The 19,873-nt window shown below is 35.9% G+C and carries 22 protein-coding genes; 15 read left to right on the forward strand and 7 right to left on the reverse strand.

What is annotated here, in order from left to right; genetic code table 11:
* The first annotated feature begins 1 nt into the window (after position 1).
* The 3 genes from spoVAEA (at position 2) to JFT89_RS27925 (ending at position 2,929) form a co-directional block, all read left to right on the forward strand.
* Positions 2-571, forward strand: a complete 570-nt coding sequence (gene spoVAEA, locus JFT89_RS27915; protein ID WP_002088445.1) for a stage V sporulation protein SpoVABEA — start codon at positions 2-4, stop codon at positions 569-571.
* The gene (gene spoVAF / locus JFT89_RS27920; protein ID WP_016096165.1) at positions 558-2,030 is read left to right on the forward strand and encodes a spore germination protein SpoVAF; all 1,473 of its coding nucleotides are present in this window, start codon (positions 558-560) and stop codon (positions 2,028-2,030) included. Before spoVAEA ends, spoVAF begins: the two co-directional genes overlap by 14 nt.
* Positions 2,031-2,125: 95 nt before the next feature.
* Positions 2,126-2,929 carry a Cof-type HAD-IIB family hydrolase gene (locus JFT89_RS27925; RefSeq protein ID WP_002067045.1) on the forward strand — a complete coding sequence of 268 codons (804 nt, stop codon included), beginning with the start codon at positions 2,126-2,128 and terminating at the stop codon, positions 2,927-2,929.
* A 32-nt stretch (positions 2,930-2,961) separates the two neighbouring features.
* On the opposite strand, the gene JFT89_RS27930 is transcribed toward JFT89_RS27925, so the two are convergent.
* Positions 2,962-3,828 carry a DUF1002 domain-containing protein gene (locus JFT89_RS27930; protein ID WP_002088440.1) on the reverse strand — a complete coding sequence of 289 codons (867 nt, stop codon included), beginning with the start codon at positions 3,826-3,828 and terminating at the stop codon, positions 2,962-2,964.
* A gap of 187 nt (positions 3,829-4,015) precedes the next feature.
* Here JFT89_RS27930 and JFT89_RS27935 point away from each other — a divergent pair, with 187 nt between their 5' ends.
* Both JFT89_RS27935 and ribT read left to right on the forward strand, forming a co-directional pair.
* Positions 4,016-4,453, forward strand: coding sequence for a peptidylprolyl isomerase (locus tag JFT89_RS27935; RefSeq protein ID WP_000853785.1), 438 nt, complete (start codon positions 4,016-4,018; stop codon positions 4,451-4,453).
* A gap of 485 nt (positions 4,454-4,938) precedes the next feature.
* On the forward strand, positions 4,939-5,307 hold the full coding sequence (gene ribT, locus JFT89_RS27940; RefSeq protein ID WP_000908403.1) for a GNAT family N-acetyltransferase RibT: 369 nt from the start codon (positions 4,939-4,941) through the stop codon (positions 5,305-5,307).
* A 20-nt stretch (positions 5,308-5,327) separates the two neighbouring features.
* On the opposite strand, the gene JFT89_RS27945 is transcribed toward ribT, so the two are convergent.
* Positions 5,328-5,846, reverse strand: coding sequence for a DUF309 domain-containing protein (locus JFT89_RS27945; RefSeq protein ID WP_201040932.1), 519 nt, complete (start codon positions 5,844-5,846; stop codon positions 5,328-5,330).
* Positions 5,847-5,945: 99 nt separating this feature from the next.
* Positions 5,946-6,041, reverse strand: a complete 96-nt coding sequence (locus JFT89_RS27950; RefSeq protein WP_000510194.1) for a YjcZ family sporulation protein — start codon at positions 6,039-6,041, stop codon at positions 5,946-5,948.
* Between the two features lie 169 nt (positions 6,042-6,210).
* Here JFT89_RS27950 and JFT89_RS27955 point away from each other — a divergent pair, with 169 nt between their 5' ends.
* The 6 genes from JFT89_RS27955 (at position 6,211) to phnF (ending at position 11,469) form a co-directional block, all read left to right on the forward strand.
* Positions 6,211-6,954, forward strand: a complete 744-nt coding sequence (locus tag JFT89_RS27955; protein WP_002138181.1) for a segregation/condensation protein A — start codon at positions 6,211-6,213, stop codon at positions 6,952-6,954.
* 157 nt (positions 6,955-7,111) lie between these two features.
* Positions 7,112-7,684: an SMC-Scp complex subunit ScpB gene (gene scpB / locus JFT89_RS27960; protein WP_000375161.1), complete on the forward strand. Its 573-nt coding sequence runs from the start codon at positions 7,112-7,114 to the stop codon at positions 7,682-7,684.
* 78 nt (positions 7,685-7,762) lie between these two features.
* Complete coding sequence (locus JFT89_RS27965; RefSeq protein WP_016096167.1) at positions 7,763-8,665, forward strand: ComEC/Rec2 family competence protein; 903 nt, start codon at positions 7,763-7,765, stop codon at positions 8,663-8,665.
* Positions 8,666-8,872: 207 nt separating this feature from the next.
* Positions 8,873-10,015, forward strand: a complete 1,143-nt coding sequence (gene nagA / locus JFT89_RS27970; protein WP_002165119.1) for an N-acetylglucosamine-6-phosphate deacetylase — start codon at positions 8,873-8,875, stop codon at positions 10,013-10,015.
* Between the two features lie 4 nt (positions 10,016-10,019).
* Complete coding sequence (nagB, locus tag JFT89_RS27975; RefSeq protein ID WP_002066973.1) at positions 10,020-10,808, forward strand: glucosamine-6-phosphate deaminase; 789 nt, start codon at positions 10,020-10,022, stop codon at positions 10,806-10,808.
* Positions 10,738-11,469: a phosphonate metabolism transcriptional regulator PhnF gene (gene phnF, locus JFT89_RS27980; RefSeq protein ID WP_071746946.1), complete on the forward strand. Its 732-nt coding sequence runs from the start codon at positions 10,738-10,740 to the stop codon at positions 11,467-11,469. The genes nagB and phnF overlap by 71 nt, the downstream gene beginning before the upstream one ends.
* Before the next feature lie 73 nt (positions 11,470-11,542).
* On the opposite strand, the gene JFT89_RS27985 is transcribed toward phnF, so the two are convergent.
* Positions 11,543-12,361: a Cof-type HAD-IIB family hydrolase gene (locus JFT89_RS27985; protein ID WP_002066974.1), complete on the reverse strand. Its 819-nt coding sequence runs from the start codon at positions 12,359-12,361 to the stop codon at positions 11,543-11,545.
* A gap of 165 nt (positions 12,362-12,526) precedes the next feature.
* Between JFT89_RS27985 and glcT the strand changes: the two genes are divergently transcribed.
* The 4 genes from glcT (at position 12,527) to ptsP (ending at position 17,889) form a co-directional block, all read left to right on the forward strand.
* Positions 12,527-13,375, forward strand: a complete 849-nt coding sequence (gene glcT / locus JFT89_RS27990; RefSeq protein ID WP_016096168.1) for a glucose PTS transporter transcription antiterminator GlcT — start codon at positions 12,527-12,529, stop codon at positions 13,373-13,375.
* A 339-nt stretch (positions 13,376-13,714) separates the two neighbouring features.
* The gene (ptsG, locus tag JFT89_RS27995; protein WP_002014901.1) at positions 13,715-15,778 is read left to right on the forward strand and encodes a PTS glucose transporter subunit IIABC; all 2,064 of its coding nucleotides are present in this window, start codon (positions 13,715-13,717) and stop codon (positions 15,776-15,778) included.
* Between the two features lie 135 nt (positions 15,779-15,913).
* A complete protein-coding gene (gene ptsH / locus JFT89_RS28000) occupies positions 15,914-16,177 on the forward strand; it encodes a phosphocarrier protein HPr (RefSeq protein ID WP_002033915.1) in 264 nt (87 codons plus the stop codon).
* The gene (gene ptsP / locus JFT89_RS28005; RefSeq protein ID WP_002066976.1) at positions 16,177-17,889 is read left to right on the forward strand and encodes a phosphoenolpyruvate--protein phosphotransferase; all 1,713 of its coding nucleotides are present in this window, start codon (positions 16,177-16,179) and stop codon (positions 17,887-17,889) included. Before ptsH ends, ptsP begins: the two co-directional genes overlap by 1 nt.
* A gap of 96 nt (positions 17,890-17,985) precedes the next feature.
* Here ptsP and JFT89_RS28010 read toward each other — a convergent pair whose 3' ends face one another.
* From JFT89_RS28010 to JFT89_RS28020, 3 genes are all read right to left on the reverse strand, one after another.
* Positions 17,986-18,354: a DUF3915 domain-containing protein gene (locus JFT89_RS28010; RefSeq protein ID WP_002066977.1), complete on the reverse strand. Its 369-nt coding sequence runs from the start codon at positions 18,352-18,354 to the stop codon at positions 17,986-17,988.
* A gap of 196 nt (positions 18,355-18,550) precedes the next feature.
* Positions 18,551-18,769, reverse strand: a complete 219-nt coding sequence (locus tag JFT89_RS28015) for a hypothetical protein (protein WP_002088422.1) — start codon at positions 18,767-18,769, stop codon at positions 18,551-18,553.
* Positions 18,770-19,003: 234 nt separating this feature from the next.
* Complete coding sequence (locus JFT89_RS28020) at positions 19,004-19,621, reverse strand: nitroreductase family protein (RefSeq protein WP_002066978.1); 618 nt, start codon at positions 19,619-19,621, stop codon at positions 19,004-19,006.
* Between the last annotated feature and the right edge of the window lie 252 nt (positions 19,622-19,873).

Raw genomic sequence — 19,873 nt, forward strand, 5'->3', positions numbered from 1 at the left:
AATGAGACGAAGGGTTGTTTTGGTCACAGATGGAGATGAATATGCAAAGCGGACAATTGAGCTGTTAACAAAGGAATTTGGGGGGAGGTGTATTTCAGCATCGCAAAGTAATCCGACCAAATTGACAGGGAAGAAAGTTGTTGAGCTTATTATGCAAACGCCATATGACCCTGTATTTGTCATGTTTGATGACAGCGGATTTATAGGAGAAGGATCTGGTGAAAAGGCGTTAAAGTATGTCGCAACACATAAACAAGTTGATGTACTCGGTATTTTAGCAGTAGCATCTAATACACATCATTGGGAATGGGCGCGTGTAGATGTAAGTGTAGATCGGAATGGGAATTTAACAGAATACGGCGTTGATAAATTTGGACTCCCAGATGGTGAAATTGGCAGGATTAGTGGGGATACGATTTATTGTTTAGATGGGCTGAATGTTCCTGTCATTGTGGGGGTCGGTGATATTGGCAAGATGTGCGGAAATGATGAATGGGAGAGAGGATCACCTATTACTAGAAAAGCAATTCAATTAATTTTGGAAAGGAGTGGGTTTTATGACGAAGCCTAAAAAAGTGAGTATCCCGATTTCATCTTTTTTAAGTGATAATGAAAATTACTTAAAGCAAACAGTCGGACTTGGTGTTACATACGATGTTGGTATTCGTAAATTTCAAATTTTAAATAAAGAAATTGGTGTGTTATTTGTAAATGGACTTTGTGATACGAATTATATTATCCCTATTTTAGAAGAAGCGGTGGATACAAATGAAATAAGGGATGTAGAAGAAGATACAGTAAAGCTTTTAGAGAATCGTTTAATTCATCAACAAGTAAGTAAAGTGAAAACGATGGATGAGGTAATGCTCCAAGTATTATCAGGACTCATTGTTATATTTGTGGAAGGCGAAACGGAAGCGTTCGCAATAGATGTTCGTAGTTACCCGGGCCGGACACCGACAGAACCAGATACAGAAAAGGTAGTACGCGGTGCAAGGGATGGTTTTGTTGAAAATATCGTTGTAAATACAGCATTAATTCGTAGAAGGATACGCGATCCACGTCTTCGAAATGAAATGATTCGAGTCGGAGATAGATCGCAAACGGATATTTGTATTACATACGTTCAAGATGTTGCAAATCCAGATTTAGTAAAGATTATAAAACAAGAATTAAATAATATTGATGTAGACGGGATTACGATGGCGGATAAAACAGTAGAAGAATTTGTAGTTAAACAAGGTTATAATCCATTCCCGCTTATCCGATACACAGAAAGACCAGATGTAGCAGCAAATCATCTATTAGAAGGACATGTGTTAGTACTCGTTGACACATCACCAAGTGCTATGATCACTCCAACAACATATTTCCACCATTTACAGCATGCAGAAGAGTTTAGACAAAATCCAGCTGTAGGTACATTTTTACGTTGGGTACGTTTTTTAGGTGTTATATTTTCGCTATTCTTACTGCCATTTTGGCTAGTTTTTGTTTTTAATCCGACTCTTTTACCGGAAAGCCTTGCTTTCATTGGACCAAATAAGATGACGCATTTACCGATTTTATTACAAATTTTGATGGCGGAAGTCGGACTCGAATTTTTAAGAATGGCCGCCATTCATACACCGACATCATTGTCGTCGGCAGCAGGATTAATTTCTGCCATATTAATTGGTCAAATTGCAATTGATGTAGGTTTGTTTGTACCAGAAGTTATTTTATACGTAGCGGTTTCTATGATTGGGTCATTTGCAACGCCGAGTTATGAACTTGGACTTGGAAATAAGGTCGGAAAATTGTTTGTCATTATTTTAACAGGCATATTTCATGAAATAGGATTTGTCATTGGAATGACGATGTTGATTCTGTTTTTAACATCTATAAGAAGTTTGCAAACACCGTATTTATGGCCGTTTTTACCGTTTGATTGGGGCGCGTTAACGAAAATTTTACTTCGTCCAACTATGTCTAGTTTAAAGGTTCGTCCAAGTATTGTAAGACCTCAAAATGTGCGAAGACAAAAATAAGCGGGATTATGCTCCGCTTATTTTTTATTGAAAATTTATTGTTTTTTTAACAAAAATCAAACATTTTTTTTGTACAATTAGAGTAGATATTGTGTATGGAAGGGGAAGAGGACATGATTAAACTATTTGTAAGTGATTTAGATGATACACTCGTTTACAATATGAATGATATGCAAAAAGAAGATGAACGAGCGCTTTGTTGGCTAGCTGAAAACGGGACAAATATTTGTTTTGCCTCTGGCCGTTTTACTCACCGAATTGATGAGGCGGTAAAAAGGTTTTCGTTCCCGTATTACACAACTAGTTTAAATGGAGCGACAATGATACTACCGGATGGAAAAGTATTTCATGAATCGAGTTTTGAAGATGGGGTTGCCCAGGAAATATATCGATATATACATAAAAAGGGACTAGCAGATATTGTTTGTGCAAATGAGCAGCGATATACAAAAAGGAAGAATGAACATCACCATACTTTTGAAGAGTATATGGGAGTGCATATTGCTGAAATCGAAGAGTTAGAAGAGGAATTTGGGAAGACTGTACATCCTGCGAAATTATTTGTTTTTGGCGAAGAAGAAAAAATTGTAGCATTAGATCAAGAGTTGAGAGATACATTTCATAGTGAAGCGGAAGTCTTTATATCGGGTAAGCGATATGTTGACATTATGCCAAGAGGTGTAAGTAAAGGAAGCGCTCTGAAGCGATTAATGGAACATTTACAAATTGAAGCAAATGAAGTTGCGTGTATTGGAGATTCTTTCAATGATATTTCTATGTTTGAAGTAACCCCGCACTCCTTCACCCTCCATCATGCTCATCCGTATGTGAAGGAGAAAGCAAATCATGTTGTCCGTTCGGTTGAAGAAGCTATTATGAAATTACCGTTACTTGTATAAAAAAGAAGCTCGTCACTGGCGAGCTTCTTTTTTTACTTGAATAAAGATTTAACGAAATCAATGATACTAGAGAAGAAATCTTTTACTTTATCTAGGAAACTTTGCCCTTCTTCAGATCCTAAGAAGGCAGACACGTGGTCTTTTGCTTTCTCTAATTGGCTACCAACTTGGTTCCAATCGATATTAAGATTTTTCATTTTATCAAATAACGCTACTAGGCTATCCAGCTGTTCATCTGTTAATGTAATACCGAGTTGATCAGCAATTTTTTTAATTAATGTACGTAAATCTTCAGTTGTTTTTGGCTGTTCTTTTGCAATTTCTTCTTTAATTTTTGCAACAAGTTGAACTGCTTTTTCTTCGCCGATTTTATCACCAAGTTTTGCTGTTTGTACCATTTCTTCATTGGCTACTTTTTTTACTTCTTCAGGAATGGCTTTGTTTGATGTTGTTTCATAGGCCTTCATTAAACCTGTTAAAGCAGCAGTTCCTGAAACTTTAAATGGTGCAGTAATTTGAATCTCTGCATCTTTCACACCTGCTGTAATAAGTGCATTTGTGTACATTGCATCTGTTATCGAATTAATGTTTTTTGAGCGTACAATGAGACCTGACCCTGGTTTTGTGTATGTAATCATAGAAGAGGAAATAGCTCTCGTACCAATTTGCGCTTTTGGAACGATGCCCTCTAGAAATTTATGTTCTTCCGCATTAGATACAGTAATAATTTGTGCATCTTTTGGTGCTTTCATTTCTTTCAAAAGATCTTGTTTCTGTTGTTCAGATAAGTTTTCTCCTAGTGTAACAATTGATTCTCCCTCAATGATGTCTGCAAATGAAGCTGTTGGCATAATAAATACGGCTACAGCTAATAGCAGAGCTAGTAATTTCGTTTTCACGAAAAATCGCTCCCTTTCTCTTTCTTAAATTTTCGGGCAACACAGTTATTATAGTATATTTTTCTTATTTGTCACCTAGCTTCTTCCACATTTCAAAAAAGAAGTATGCAGATTGTCGGATTCTTTTTGTTTCTCGTCATGAATATGGTAATATAGTGCTGAGATAGTTGAAAGGAGACATATACATATGAAAACTTTAGGATACATATTAATGGAAAATGGCGAAAAAATCGATTTAGAATTTTTCCCAGAAGAGGCACCAAAAACAGTAGAAAACTTTAAAAAATTAGCAGAGCAAGGATTTTATGATGGTGTGACATTCCACCGCGTTATTCCTGGCTTCGTAAGCCAAGGTGGAGACCCAACAGGCACAGGAGCAGGTGGCCCAGGTTACTCTATCCCATGTGAAACTGATGGAAATCCTCATAGACATCTTGTTGGCTCACTTTCTATGGCACATGCTGGCCGTAATACAGGTGGTAGCCAATTCTTTGTTGTTCATGAGCCACAACCGCATTTAGATGGCGTACATACTGTATTCGGTAAAGCAACAAGCGGTATTGAAACAGTATTAAACATGCGTCAAGGCGATGTAATGAAAGAAGTTAAAGTTTGGGAAGAATAAGTTACGAGAAAAGGAGAGCGATTTTGCTCTCTTTTTTTATTTCCTATAAACAGGGATTGGTATATATTTTAAAGTATATGACACAAATAGGAAGGCTACTAACGTTAAATTATATTGTTCATGAGAACACACTTTTAACAAAATACATAGGATGGAGTACGAATTATATGCTTCAATAAATGTATTTCTCTTAACATATTGCTTTTAGTAGAACTACTTTGTTCAAGAGTGGTTAATAAGTGAAATGTGATGAGAAAGGGATTTTCCTTTTAGTTCCTATATAGTATTGTCTCTTTTTTGAGCGGTGTAATAGAAAGAAATAGCGTGGAAACATATATTTGACTTTCTTCTTAACGCTTTGTATGATTATCAAGTTGTTTCAGCCCCTTCTCACTCTGGTAAAAATATTGTAGAATGAATGTGATATGAAAAGAGTGATTGAGGGGATAAATAGTTTGTAACTTTTGTAAGAAGGGATAAGGGTTATGTTAATTCGTTTTAAAAAAAGTTATGAAAAAATTGCAATGGGGCTTCTTTCATTTATGCCAACTGAAAAAGATGTAAAAACATTACAATTGACAATGAAAGAATATGAAGCGAAAGAGGATTGGCAATTGTATTTGTGGAAACAAAATGAAGATTTTGTTGGGATAATGGGGATTATAAAAAAAGAAGATCAGGTATTGGAAATTCAGCATTTGAGCGTGAATCCGTCTCACCGTCATATGGGGATTGGGACGAAGATGGTTCAAGAGCTTAAGAGTAAATTTCTTGAGTTTACAATTTGCGGAAATGAGCAAACAGCAAGTTTTTGCAAAAAGTGTAAAGAGCTTGAACAAAATATACATTCATGAAAGCAGGGATAAGTAGTTTATTATCTCTGCTTTCTTTTTTGTAGTTGTTCGTGTCGTTCAGAAAGGACTTCTGTTCGATCACGCAATGTGTGCTTATTTATGATGTATTCATCAGGAATGACGTTCGCATCTTTCCAAGAGAGGTTTTGTTTCTTACATAACTGTATGCATTGTTTTTCTAACGATACGTCTAATAAGGGTAAAAATAACGGCGCAAAAATTTCCTTTTTGTGGATAGAGTGTAATCTTTCATTTAATAAGAACATAAGTTGTTTATGATCTATTCCTAATTGATGTAAAGATGTACTGTTCTTTTCTAAAAGTGCTATTGCGCTTTTTAACATCTTCTCTGCACCATTCCAGTTGGATCGTCTGTGATGGTATAAGGAAACAGCAATTTGAATGAGACCGACTAAGTAATTGTCGCGTTCTCCTCTAGGTTTTAATTTCCAATACTCTTCTAATATTTCATGACATTCAAAATAATCATAATCTCCGTGAAAATGAATTAAAAATTGTATGTACTCGGTAGGATACATTTTTTTCGCTCCTGTCTAACGGTTATATGTACAGTGTATCATAGAAATATTAACAATAAGCGACTAGGGAAATATCCCTAGTCGCTTTATTGCTTCATGTTAGCAGAAGCAAGCTGCTCCTACAATGATTAGTAAAATGAACAGTACAACTAGTAATGCGAATCCACCGCTAAAACCGCAATCAACGTGACCCATAGTTTTTTGACCTCCTACATTGTTCTTACTACATTGTTATCATATGAAGCGGTGGGCATTCTGACATGGGCATAGGTCTATTTTTAATTAAATTTCTTAAAAAGGTTGGATAGAACATGAGTATGCTCTATACTTATGTTGTTATAGAAAAAATGTGGTGGGATGCTTTGTGCAGTATAATTTTAAAGTAGAGGCTTTTGAAGGGCCTTTAGATCTATTGTTACACTTAATACATCGTTACGAAATTGATATATATAATATTCCTGTAGCGGAAATTACAGAGCAATATCTATCTTATGTCCATACGATGAAAGAACTGCAATTAGATGTTGCCAGTGAGTATTTAGTAATGGCTGCAACGTTATTACAAATTAAAAGTAAAATGTTGTTACCGAAACAAGAAGAAGATGTACCTGATAACGGTGAAGACTTTATAGATGACCCTCGTCAAGAATTGATGGAGAGGTTAATTGAATATAAGAAATATAAGCAAGTTGCTACTGAGTTAAAAGAAAGAGAACAAGAAAGAGCACAGCTATATACACGTCCGCCAATTGATTTTACATCATTTCAACAAGAAGAGGAGACAAGCTTGCCTCTTGATGTTACGTTATATGATATGTTAGCGGCATTTCAAAAGCTAATGCGTCGTAAAAAAGCAAAGAAACCTGTGACAACGCGAATTACTCGTCAAGAAATACCAATTGCACAGCGAATGACTGATATTCTACAACAGTTAGAAACAAAGGGCGGGCGTCATAGCTTTTATGATTTATTTGCTGATGAAGAACGAGAAATAATGGTTGTAACATTTTTAGCGGTTCTTGAGCTGATGAAAAATCAACAAATTATTATTGAACAAGAGCATAATTTTGATGAAATTTTCGTATCAAGCTCTAGTAAATCCGTATAGAGTTGGTATGTGAAGATGGGGTAGAAATATTTTATCTCATGTTAGGTTTTAATGTATCGTTTGGAACGAGAGAAGAAATATTGAACCGAACGCATTTACTGTGATTCGGTTTTTTTATGTGTATTTTTATGGAAAATAGGAGGAAGGAGTTCGTAAAATGGATAGAAAAGAACAAAAAGCGATTATTGAAGGGCTTTTATTTGTTGCAGGTGACGAAGGGATTTATCCGGAACAGATAGCTAAAGTTCTGGAAGTTGAAGTGGAAGAAGTAATAAACAGTATAGAGGAAATGCAAAAAGAATGTGAAGGATCGAATCGCGGTCTGCAAATTGTACAATATGCAAAAGTGTATCGTTTTGCAACAAAGAAAGAACATGCTGCATACTATCAAAAATTAATAGATACCCCAACAACGGCTTCACTGTCTCAAGCAGCTCTTGAAACGTTGGCAATCGTTGCGTACCGTCAACCGATTACAAGGACAGAAATGGAAGAGATTCGAGGAGTGAAAACAGATAAGGCATTACAAACGTTAGTTTCACACTTACTTATAAAAGAAATGGGAAGAGCAGAAGGACCGGGGCGTCCTATTTTATACGGAACGACGAAAGAGTTTTTAGATACGTTTGGATTGAAAACGTTAGATGATTTACCACCTCTTTCGGAAGAAAATGAACAAATGAATGAAGCAGATTTATTCTTCGGTTCTTTACAGGAATTATCAAAATAAAAGCTTAGCATTTTGCTAAGCTTTTTTTGTATATCAATTACAGAGCGTGCCATACTAAATGAAAAAAGGAGACGAGTTATGAGAGGTGTACGGAATATTCTATTGTTGGTTTCTGTTTTATTATGCTTTTCGTTAAACAGCGCATCGGCTAAAAGATATATGATGTCTATTCATACTGCGTCTTCTATACATATGCTGCGGCAACATTTTGGTAAAATGAAAGTGAGTTTTTTAAAAGTTGGACAAGGTGATGCGACACTTATTACATTGCCAAATGGTCAAACGATGTTAATAGATGGGGGTCCTTATGAAGCGGGAGAGGTCATTATTCAAAAACTAATTGAAAAAAGAATTAATCATTTAGATGTGATTGTAAGTACTCATCCTGATATGGACCATATAGGAGGACTTATTCCAATTGTAGAGCAAATGCCAGTTTCCCTCGTATTAGATAGCGGGAAAACATATAGTTCATTTACTTATCATACGTATCGAAATAACATTAAAAAAAGGGGCATTCCTTTCATTTCAGTGAAGGAAGGACAATACATACCGCTAGATCCACATGTTTCTATACAAGTATTGAACAATGGGAAATCGAAAGACGAGAATAACGAGTCTTCAATTGTATTAAAGATTCGATATGGTAAAGCGGACTTTTTATTAATGGGTGATGCTGATATACGGACAGAAAATGAAATATTAAAGCAATTTGATGTACATGCAGATGTATTAAAAGTAGGGCATCATGGCTCGTATACTTCAACGAGTGAAACATTCTTAAAAAAAGTAGACCCACAATTCGCTATTCTTTCGTACGGGAGTAGAAATCCATATGGACATCCTCATCAAAGTGTTGTAAGACGATTAAAACAGCGTGGTATAATGATATACGGAACAAACAAGCGTACAGTAGAAATAGAAACAGACGGTGAACATATTACTATGGGGTCGAGTGGTCTTATGCCACTACTTAAGTAATTAATTATATAAGAGGGTATTTTCCATTTTGGAAAAAATGAATAACATATATTATAATGAAAAAGAAATAAATTTCCTTTTTTCTGCTGAATGAAGAGGAAATTTCATTAGAATGTATAGACAACTACTCGTGTGTATATTAAGATGGAATTAGGCGAATAAGGTAATAATAACAAGTAGGTATTTCATGGGAAAGGATCGATGAAAATGAAAACGCAAGTTGTCATCAATGCCAAAATTTATACAGGTAAAGAAGTAGTGGAAAACGGATTTATTCGTTACACAGAAACAATTAAAGAAATTGGTTTGATGGCTCAATATGTATCACAAGAAAATGAAACTGTGTTAGATGCGGCAGGAAAGATTGTGATTCCAGGTATGATTGATGTTCATATTCATGGTGGATACGATATTGATGCGATGGATGCAAATAGCGATGGATTAGTAACTCTTGGTAAAGAAATGTTAAAAGAAGGAGTTACAACTTACTTCCCAACAACAATGACACAAGCTCCAGAAGCGATTGAAGCGGCGCTAAGTGCTGCGAAGGAAGCGAAAGATAAGGGAGCACATTTCGAATATATTCACTTAGAAGGACCATATGTTTCAAAAAAACGTGCGGGTGCACAACCACTTGAACATATTGTTCCTGCGAGTATCGAGCAATTTAAACAATGGCAGGAAGCAAGCGGTAATCTAATTAAATTAGTAACATATGCACCGGAAGAAGAAGGTGCGTTAGAGTTTGAACAGTATCTTGCTGAAACAGGTGTTGTTGGCACAATGGGGCATACAGATGCAATTGATGCACAACTGAAAAATAGAAAAATTACACATGCAACACATTTATACAATCAAATGCGTGGATTACATCATCGTGAACCAGGAGTTGTTGGTCATGTGTTATTAAATCCAGATGTAATGGTTGAAGTAATTACAGATGGTATTCACATTCACCCTGATATGGTGAAATTAGCATATAAATTAAAAGGACCGAAAAAAGTAAGTGTCATTACAGATGCAATGCGTGCAAAAGGTCTTGAAGAAGGATTATATGAGCTTGGCGGACAGCCAGTACATGTAAAAGATGGCAGTGCCCGATTAGAAGATGGAACGTTAGCTGGTAGTATTTTGAAAATGGATCAAGCTTTCCGAAATGTAATTGAATTTACAGGATGTTCAATCGAGGAGGCAGTGTTAATGACATCAGTTAACCAAGCAGAAGAATTTGGATTAAATAATAAAGGCGCGTTAGCGGTAGGTAAAGATGCAGACTTTGTTGTTATGACTGAAGAATTACATGTATATGATACGGTTCGTTTAGGAATTCATATGAAGGAAGGGAAGTAATTAGATGAATATTCTTGTTGTAAAAACTCCAGAAGAATTAGCAGAAGCAGGTTATAAGTTAATTAAAGAGGTTGTAAAATCAAAAGAAAATCCAACTTTAGGAATGGCTACAGGAAGCTCTCCATTAGGTATTTATGCAGAAATGCGAAAAAATAAACTTGATACAAGTCATGCAACCACTGTAAACTTAGATGAGTACGTAAATTTACCACACGAAGATAAAAACAGCTATCACTATTTCATGCAAGAACAGTTGTTTGATCATCTTCCATTTAAACAAACTTATGTACCGAATGGGATGGCAAGTGATTTAGAGGAAGAGTGCAAGCGTTATGAAGGCATTCTAGTAGCTAACCCAGTTGACTTACAGATTCTTGGAATCGGTGAAAACGGTCACATCGGATTTAATGAGCCAGGAACACCATTTAATTCTCCAACTAACATTGTAGAATTAACAGAATCTACACGCCAAGCAAACCTTCGCTTCTTTGAAAGAGAAGAAGATGTACCGACTCATGCGATTACAATGGGAATTGGAAGCATTATGAAAGCGAAACAAATTCTACTTGTTGCTATGGGATCTAAAAAGGCAGAAGCTGTTAAGGAATTATTGCAAGGAGAATATAGTGAGGCGTGTCCTGCTACAGTTTTACAACGTCATCCGAATGTAACCGTAATCGCAGATCCAGAAGCTCTATCTTTATGCAGTGAGGCGATTGCTGATGAACATCGACAAGTATTCACCATTTCCGATCTATTATCAGATTCAAGAGTGGGTGAAACAGCTAATTGAGGACGGCGAATGGAAGCCGGGAGATAAAATTCCATCTGAGAATGAACTTTGTGATAAGTTCGAAGTGAGTCGTATGACAATCAGACAGGCGATTAATAACTTAGTGGAACAAGGCTATTTATACCGGAAACGTGGGATTGGAACGTTCGTCCAACTTCCAAAAGTGGAGCAAAAGTTGCAAGGAATGACGGGATTCACAGAAGATATGATTTCTCGTGGTATGAAACCGAGCAGCCAGTTATTAAGTTTCCGCCTAGTTCCAGCTACTGCTAAAATAGCAGACCGGCTGAGAATACAAGAGGGAGAATCGGTTTATGAAGTGAGGCGTACGCGCTTAGCTGATGACGAACCGATTGCATTTGAGACGACATATTTGTCGCCAACTCTTGTGAAAGATATTAACGAAGAAATATTACAACAATCTTTATATGAACATTTAGAGAAAAAACTGGGCTTTAAGCTTGTTCGCGCTACTCAATCAATTGAAGCTTCAATTGCAACGGATAATGAAGCTGAACATCTGCATATTCCTAAAAAGGCGCCTGTACTTGTAATGCGTCAATGGTCATATTCAGAAGGTGAGTTACCGTTAGAGTATGTGAAATGTATTTATCGTGGGGATCGTTACAAGTTTATTACGAACATCGCACGTAACAAGTAATATATTTCAGTTTGTGAAGTACAGTGAACTTTGATGTTTTCAACATGTAAAGAAATAAAAATACGACTCATCCTTATAAGGATCGAGTCGTATTTTTATTTGCTTCTTCATTATAAACAAGTACTTGGTTAACGGCATCTTTGACAGCATCTACTACATAGTGAGCGTGCTCTTTTACCGCATCATCAGCTTGAGACATAGCAAAACTATGAGGAGTTAAGGAAAACATTGGAATATCATTGTAAGAATCCCCTATGCATGCAACCTCCTCTGGTTGTATTTGAAACTCTTTTAATAAAACAGAAATAGCAGAACCTTTACTAATATTTGGTGGCATTACATCTAAACATTGTTCAGCTGAAATGAAAGTACTAACTTTTCCATGGAATTTTTCATCGATCTTTTTTTGAAGGAGTTGTAAGTTTTCTTTTGTTCCACCGATAGAAATTTTATTTGGAAAAATTGTATCATCGATTTTCTGTAATAAATTTGGTTCTTCAACAGAAGTCATTGCTACTTGTTTTTCGAGTTCATGAATAAAAGGTGTCTTCTCTTCAATATAGTAATTATGCTCATCACTTACATAACGGAAATAAGGGTCTTGATTTGTCATAGCTAGTAAATCAGGAAGAATACTGGAATCAAAATTTGCGGATAATAGTTGCTTATTTTCATTAGTGTATACAAACACACCATTTACACTAATACGATGGAAATTTGTATTTACAGCTTTCATTAAGTCTGCGATTTCATTATCAAGTCGTCCAGAAGCGAAGCAAAGAATAACATTTTGCTCAGCAAGACTGCGAAGTGCCGCAACATCCTGTTCATCAATCAGACCTCCATGCTGCATCATTGTACCGTCAATATCACTTACAAACATTTTAATCATGTTGCTATCTCCTTTCTATGTACAGTTGCTCTTACATTATACGCATCATATACAAACATGTCTAAAAAATGAATTTTTATCAAATGGTAGATGTTTTACATTGACGACAAAGAAGAATGTTCTGTAACATAAAAGTAGGCTATTTAAGTACGAGGGTGGTGTTATATGAGTAATTATCTAGAAATTAAAAAAGTTTTAAATAATAATGTCATCATTGCTAGCCATCCTGAACACGAGGAAGTAGTAGTGATCGGTAAAGGAATTGGATTTGGAAAAAAGGCTGAAGATGTGTTGGAGCAAGAACAAATTGAGAAAATGTTTGTTTTAAAAAATGAACGTGATCGAGAACAATACAAACTTTTAGTGCCGCATGTGAGTGAAAAGCTAATTGAATTGATGAATGATATTATGTTATACATTCAAGAAAAAGCGGAGTCTCCATTAAATGAACATATTCATATCGCTTTAACAGATCATATTTCTTTTGCAATTAAAAGGCTGAAACAAGGACTTACAATAGATAATCCTTTTTTAGTTGAAACGAAAATGCTATATCCAGAGGAATATGAAATTGCTGAAGGAGTTGTGAAACTTTTAAATTCTCGTTTGCAAATTACATTGCCAGAAGGAGAAATTGGCTTTATCGCACTCCATATTTATAGCTCGCTTACAAACTCTGATTTATCTTCTGTTAATCAAAATTCTCGTCTTATTGCACAACTTGTGTCTTTAATTGAGACAAACCTACAAATTACATTAGACCAAGAAAGCATTCATTATTTACGCCTTATTCGCCATTTACAATATGCTATTGAACGGGTGAAAAAAGGAGAAAAAGTAGAAGAAGCACAAAGTTTTGCTGATTTATTAAAATTAGAATATCCAGTTTGTTACAATTTGGCGTGGAAGCTAGTCAAAGTAATGCAGAACGAATTACAACTTCCTGTTTATGAAGCGGAGAGTATTTATTTAACGATGCATTTACAACGATTAGTGAAAGCAGAACATGTGTAAAAAGACATATATTTTTGTCTAAAATGAAAACGTTAAAAAAAATGATTGAATCGCTTACAATAGTTATGTATAATAACTATTGCAAAGTTATACAAAATTCGACAAACACATTAAGGTAAATAACGAAAACGTTTGCTTTAATTATAGTGAACTTATACGTAATCCTATTTTTGACACGTGTTACTGATTCGATCAGGCATGAGTGGAGAAAAGTTGGGAATGTAAGCTAAAGAAAGGGACATACTACCCTTTGTATAGCTATCGTTCTATCTTTTTTTCCTCATGCCTTTTTGGCGTTTGTCGAAAAGTATCAATATAGATAAGAGAGGAAGGGTTTCCATGTTTAAGAAGATCTTTGGTGTTCTTCAAAAAGTCGGAAAAGCGCTTATGCTTCCAGTAGCGATTTTACCGGCAGCAGGTATTTTACTTGGATTTGGTAATGCATTTCAAAATCCACAACTAACAAATGTTATCCCTGCTTTAAAAGCAGATTGGTTCGTAATGGTTGCAAAAATTATGGAACAATCTGGCGATATTATTTTCGCTAACCTTGCGCTATTATTCGCAGTTGGGGTAGCGATCGGTTTAGCTGGTGGAGACGGAGTAGCTGGTTTAGCAGCGTTCGTCGGATACTTAATTATGAACAAAACGATGAGTGTGTTCTTAGAAGTAGATAAACTAGTGAAAGTAACAAGCACTGGAACAGATCCAGTAAAAATTGGATTTTCAGATCCAGCATATGCAAACGTATTAGGAATTCCAACGCTGCAAACAGGAGTGTTTGGTGGTATTATCGTCGGGATAGTAGCGGCATATTGTTATAATAAATACTTCAACATTGAATTACCATCATACTTAGGTTTCTTTGCAGGTAAGCGTTTCGTACCAATCGCAACTGCAACATTCTCTTTAGTGGTAGGTATTATCATGTGCTTCATTTGGCCATACATTCAGGGTGGCTTAAATACGTTCTCACATCAAATGATTGATGCAAATAGAACGATAGCAGCATTTATATTCGGTTTAATCGAACGTTCATTAATTCCATTTGGATTACATCATATTTTCTATTCACCGTTCTGGTTCGAATTCGGTCAGTATACAAATGCAGCTGGCGAATTAATCCGTGGTGACCAAAAAATCTTTATGGCACAGTTAAAAGACGGCGTAGAATTAACAGCAGGTACATTTACAACTGGTAAGTATCCGTTCATGATGTTCGGTCTTCCAGCAGCAGCTTTAGCAATGTACCATGAAGCACGTCCGGAAAATAAAAAATTAGCAGCTGGTATTTTAGGATCTGCTGCATTAACATCTTTCTTAACAGGTATTACAGAACCGCTTGAATTTTCATTCTTATTCGTAGCACCAGTATTATTCGGAATTCATGCAGTATTCGCTGGTCTATCATTTATGACAATGCAAATTTTAGGTGTTAAAATTGGTATGACATTCTCTGGTGGTTTAATTGACTTCATATTATTCGGTGTACTACCAGGTCGTACGGCATGGTGGTGGGTAATTATTGTTGGTCTTGTACTAGCAGTTATTTACTACTTCGGATTCCGTTTCGCAATCCGTAAATGGAACTTAAAAACACCTGGTCGTGAAGTAGCGAATGCTAATGAAGGCGCAGGGAAAACAGAAGCAGGAGAACTTCCACGTGAAGTATTAGTAGCACTTGGTGGTAAAGAAAACATTGCTTCGTTAGATGCTTGTATTACTCGTTTACGCGTTCAAGTTAACGAACAAAAAAATGTAAATAAAGACCGCTTAAAAGAGCTTGGAGCAGCCGGTGTACTTGAAGTTGGAAATAACATTCAAGCTATTTTCGGACCGAAATCTGACACATTAAAATCACAAATTCATGATATTATGTCAGGTCGTACACCTCATGTTGAAAAAGAAGCGCCTGTAAAAGTGGAAGAAGCTCCTCAACAGGTTGATGAAAATGAAACAATCGTTTCACCAATTGAAGGGAAAATCTTACCGATTACAGAAGTACCTGACCAAGTATTCTCAGGGAAAATGATGGGAGATGGATTTGCGATTGAGCCAACAGAAGGAACAGTAGTTTCTCCGGTTAATGGTGAGATTGTAAATGTGTTCCCTACAAAACATGCGATTGGTATTCAGTCTGAAGGCGGAAAAGAAATTTTAATCCACTTCGGTATTGATACTGTAAAATTAAATGGTGAAGGCTTTGAAGCGCTTGTAGCACAAGGTGATAAAGTGAAGCAAGGACAACCATTATTAAAAGTAGATCTTGCATTTGTAAAAGAAAATGCACCATCTATTATTACACCAATCGTCTTTACGAATTTACAACAAGGACAACAAGTCGAATTGAAAAAAGATGGAAATGTTAAGAAGGGCGAAAACGCTATTATTGACATTCAGTAGGAATTTGACGCAAAATGTTTATAATTATAATAGGCGATGTGGTTGACCGAACATCGCCTATTATATACAATAGATGATGTAGTACTCACGTCTATACAACTAAAAAAATACTGTATTTGAAGGAGATAAATTATCATGGAAAAAATCTTTAAAGTAACTAGCGACTCAGGAATTCATGCTCGTCCAGCAACTCTACTTGTAAACACTGCAAGCAAATTTGGTTCTGACATTAACTTAGAGTATAACGGAAAAAACGTTAACTTGAAATCAATCATGGGTGTTATGTCTTTAGGAATTCAACAAGGCGCGGAAATTAAGGTCACTGCAAATGGTGATGATGCAGCTCAAGCACTAGCAGCTATCGAAGAAACTATGAAAAACGAAGGATTAGGAGAATAATGACTCTTAACATTCAAGGGATCGCTGCATCAAGTGGGATTGCTATTGCAAAGGCTTTCAGACTTGAGAATCCTGAATTTAACATTGAAAAGAAATCAATTACAGACGAAGCTGCTGAAATTGCACGCTTAGACGCTGCGCTTGAGAAAGCAAAATCTGAACTAGAAGCTATTAAGGACCATGCTTTTGCTGAGCTAGGTGCTGATAAAGCTGCTATCTTTGAAGCACATTTATTAGTATTAAATGATCCAGAATTAGTAAATCCAGTAAAAGATAAAGTAAATGGCGAAAAAGTAAATGCTGAATTTGCAATGGATGAAGTTGCATCAATGTTTATTTCTATGTTTGAAAACATGGATAACGAATACATGAAAGAACGTGCTGCGGATATTCGCGACGTAACAAAACGTGTTCTTGCACATTTACTAGGAATTAACTTCTCAAACCCTGGTACAATTTCTGAAGAAGTAATCATCATTGCTGAAGATTTAACACCATCTGATACAGCTCAGTTAAACCGTAAGTATGCAAAAGGTTTCACAACTGATATCGGTGGACGTACATCTCACTCTGCAATTATGGCTCGTTCTATGGAAATTCCAGCTGTTGTTGGTACGAAAGTTGTTATGGAGAAAATCCAAAACGGCGATATCGTAATCATTGACGGTTTAGATGGAGAAGTAATTGTAAACCCATCTGAAGAAACTCTTCGTTCTTTTGAAGAAAAGAAAGCGAAATTTGAAGAGCAAAAAGTTGTATGGGCAAAATTAAAAGACCAAGCAACTGTAACAAGTGATGGACATCACGTTGAGCTTGTTGCTAATATCGGAACACCAAATGATGTACAAGGTATTATCGATAATGGCGGAGAAGGCGTTGGTTTATACCGTACAGAATTCTTATACATGGGCCGTGACAATCTTCCAACAGAAGAAGAGCAGTTCGAAGCGTATAAAGCAGTTCTTGAAGGTGTAAAAGAAGATCAACCAGTCGTTGTTCGTACACTTGACATCGGTGGAGATAAAGAACTTCCATACTTACATTTACCAAAAGAAATGAACCCATTCTTAGGATACCGTGCAATTCGCTTATGTCTTGATGAGCAAGATGTGTTCCGTACACAACTTCGTGCATTACTTCGTGCTAGCGTATACGGTAATTTAAAAATTATGTTCCCAATGATTGCAACTCTTGATGAGTTCCGTCAAGCGAAAGCAATCTTATTAGAAGAGAAAGAAAGACTTGTTCAAGCGGGTACAACTGTTTCTGATTCTATTGAAGTTGGTATGATGGTTGAAATTCCAGCTTCAGCGGTATTAGCAGATCAGTTCGCAAAAGAAGTTGATTTCTTCTCTATCGGAACAAATGACTTAATCCAATACACAATGGCTGCAGACCGTATGAACGAACGTGTAGCTTACTTATACCAACCATATAACCCATCTATTTTACGTCTTGTAAAAATGGTTATCGATGCTGCTCATAAAGAAGGCAAATGGGCTGGTATGTGTGGTGAGATGGCGGGAGATTCACTTGCTATCCCATTATTATTAGGCTTAGGTTTAGATGAGTTCAGTATGAGTGCAACATCTATTCTTCCTGCAAGAACACAACTAAGCAAGTTGTCAAAAGCAGAAATGGAAACATTAGCAGAAAAAGCATTAACAATGTCAACTGCTGAAGAAGTTGTTGAATTAGTTAAAAGCATATAATAGTAAAAAAACCTGAGTCGATTTGAAATCGGTCTCAGGTTTTTTCTATGAGAAAAGTAAATCTTATTTTGCGGCTATTGAGGATAAAGAACAGAATTAGATAGCGACTGCAATAATATCAGTTGGGCATACACGTAAAATGCCAGTAAAAGTATTTTGATTGTTCTTATCGTCTTTATTATTATTATTATTATCTTTGTCGTTATTATTACGAGCTAAAGCAGAGAAAAGAGCAACACCGTTACAGAATCCTTCAAAAATTACATTGCGGAATGATTGATGGCCTCTAATGCTTAAAAGAGAAATTTCTGTTCCAACTGAAATAGTAGCAAGTACGTTACATACAGCAGGTCGGTGTGGTCTAACTTCTTCTCTCTCTTTCTCGCGATGGTCGCGATGGTCACACTCTCTTTCACGATGATGACATTCTCTAAAGTTATCACAGCATCCAAATGATCCAAACATAATCCTCATCACCCCCTTCACACTTATAATCTATGTAAGTTCGGCAGTCGGTGACTGGACAGATAATGGAAATTTTTCTAGGGGATTTTCTCATTTTAAATGACTAGATGGGTATTTAGTATGGAATGATGTTTAAAATAGGGGGAATGTCACAAAAAAATGTAAAGACCACCGAAATGAATGAAATAGGTAGCCTTTACACTTTTTTACTTTTATATAAAACGATGATATATACAGGAAGAGCTAAGAGTAGTGGTGCAATGGATCGTGCAGTATGTTTTTCTGCTTCTAATTGTAACGCTTCTTCTTTAGGGAATTGTAACACTGATATGTTTGCAGCATCGCCAATAAAATATAGCAGTAGTACAGTTACTATGTAACTTAAAAGTGCGATAAAGCTTCCGTATGAACTCAATGAAAATCCCTCTCTTGTTATCTATTTGTTATCATTGTATCACAATTGTAACAAAAACACACGGTTATATTTCGATACTTTAACAAATTTCGACACGAAACGTCATATTTGTTTATGGGGATAGCGTGAAAATTACGATCTATCTATGTGTAGATGTCGAATAATACATTTTAATATTACGGATGTGTGACAGAATATAAAAAACGAAGGTAATGAAATTACCTTCGTTTTTTATTATTTTGCCCATTCACTTACTTGTTCTACGCTCATGCGCGGTGCAGGGTGACCTTTTAAAGTTGATTCACCAATTGTAATAAGCATAATTGGTACGTAACGAGATGAAACATTAAATTCTTCCATTAGTGCTTGTGGGTTGAAACCACCAATTGCGCAAGTATCCCAGCCAGTTGCTTTAGCAGCAAGCATAAGTTGCATTGCTGCTAAAGCAGCATTTGAAAAGGCAGCATCTCGTGGGTATTGCTCACGAGTATATGCAGATTCGATGTTTTTAGCTAAGCGCTCTTTTGCTTCTTCTTTCATAAATCCTTGTTCTACAATTGGACCGTAAACAGGTTCAACATTTTTGTAAGCTTCTAAATCACCTAAAATAGCGACTACAGCAGAAGCATCAAGAATTTGTTGTTGGTTATAAGCAATTGGGTGTAATCGTTTTTGCACATCTTCGCCTTGGAAAACAAGGAATTTCCAGTGTTGCAAGTTCCAAGCAGAAGGTGCTTGCGCAGCTGCTTTTAAAATTTCATGTAACTCTGTAGATGAAATTTCTTTTTCAGGGTTGAATGCACGTGTAGATGTGCGTTCATATAAAACGTTAAAAAAGTCATTGTTTGTCATTATATATCCTCCAAATTACATATCAACTTAATATAAAATAAATGTAATATACTCTACTTACATTTTGTAAGTTATTGAATTTAAGAATATAATAATTTTATTTTAATTGTCAAGTTTTAAGTAACGAGATGGGGCATTCATACAAACGATACAATTCCTATAATCATACACTAAAAAAGGAATTTCTAGAGTAGATAAGCGAAGATAACATTCTCAATTAGCTTGTTAATATGTATTCCTCAATAATCGGAT

It is taken from the genome of Bacillus sp. TH25, from assembly GCF_016650935.1.
Taxonomy (GTDB): domain Bacteria; phylum Bacillota; class Bacilli; order Bacillales; family Bacillaceae_G; genus Bacillus_A; species Bacillus_A mycoides.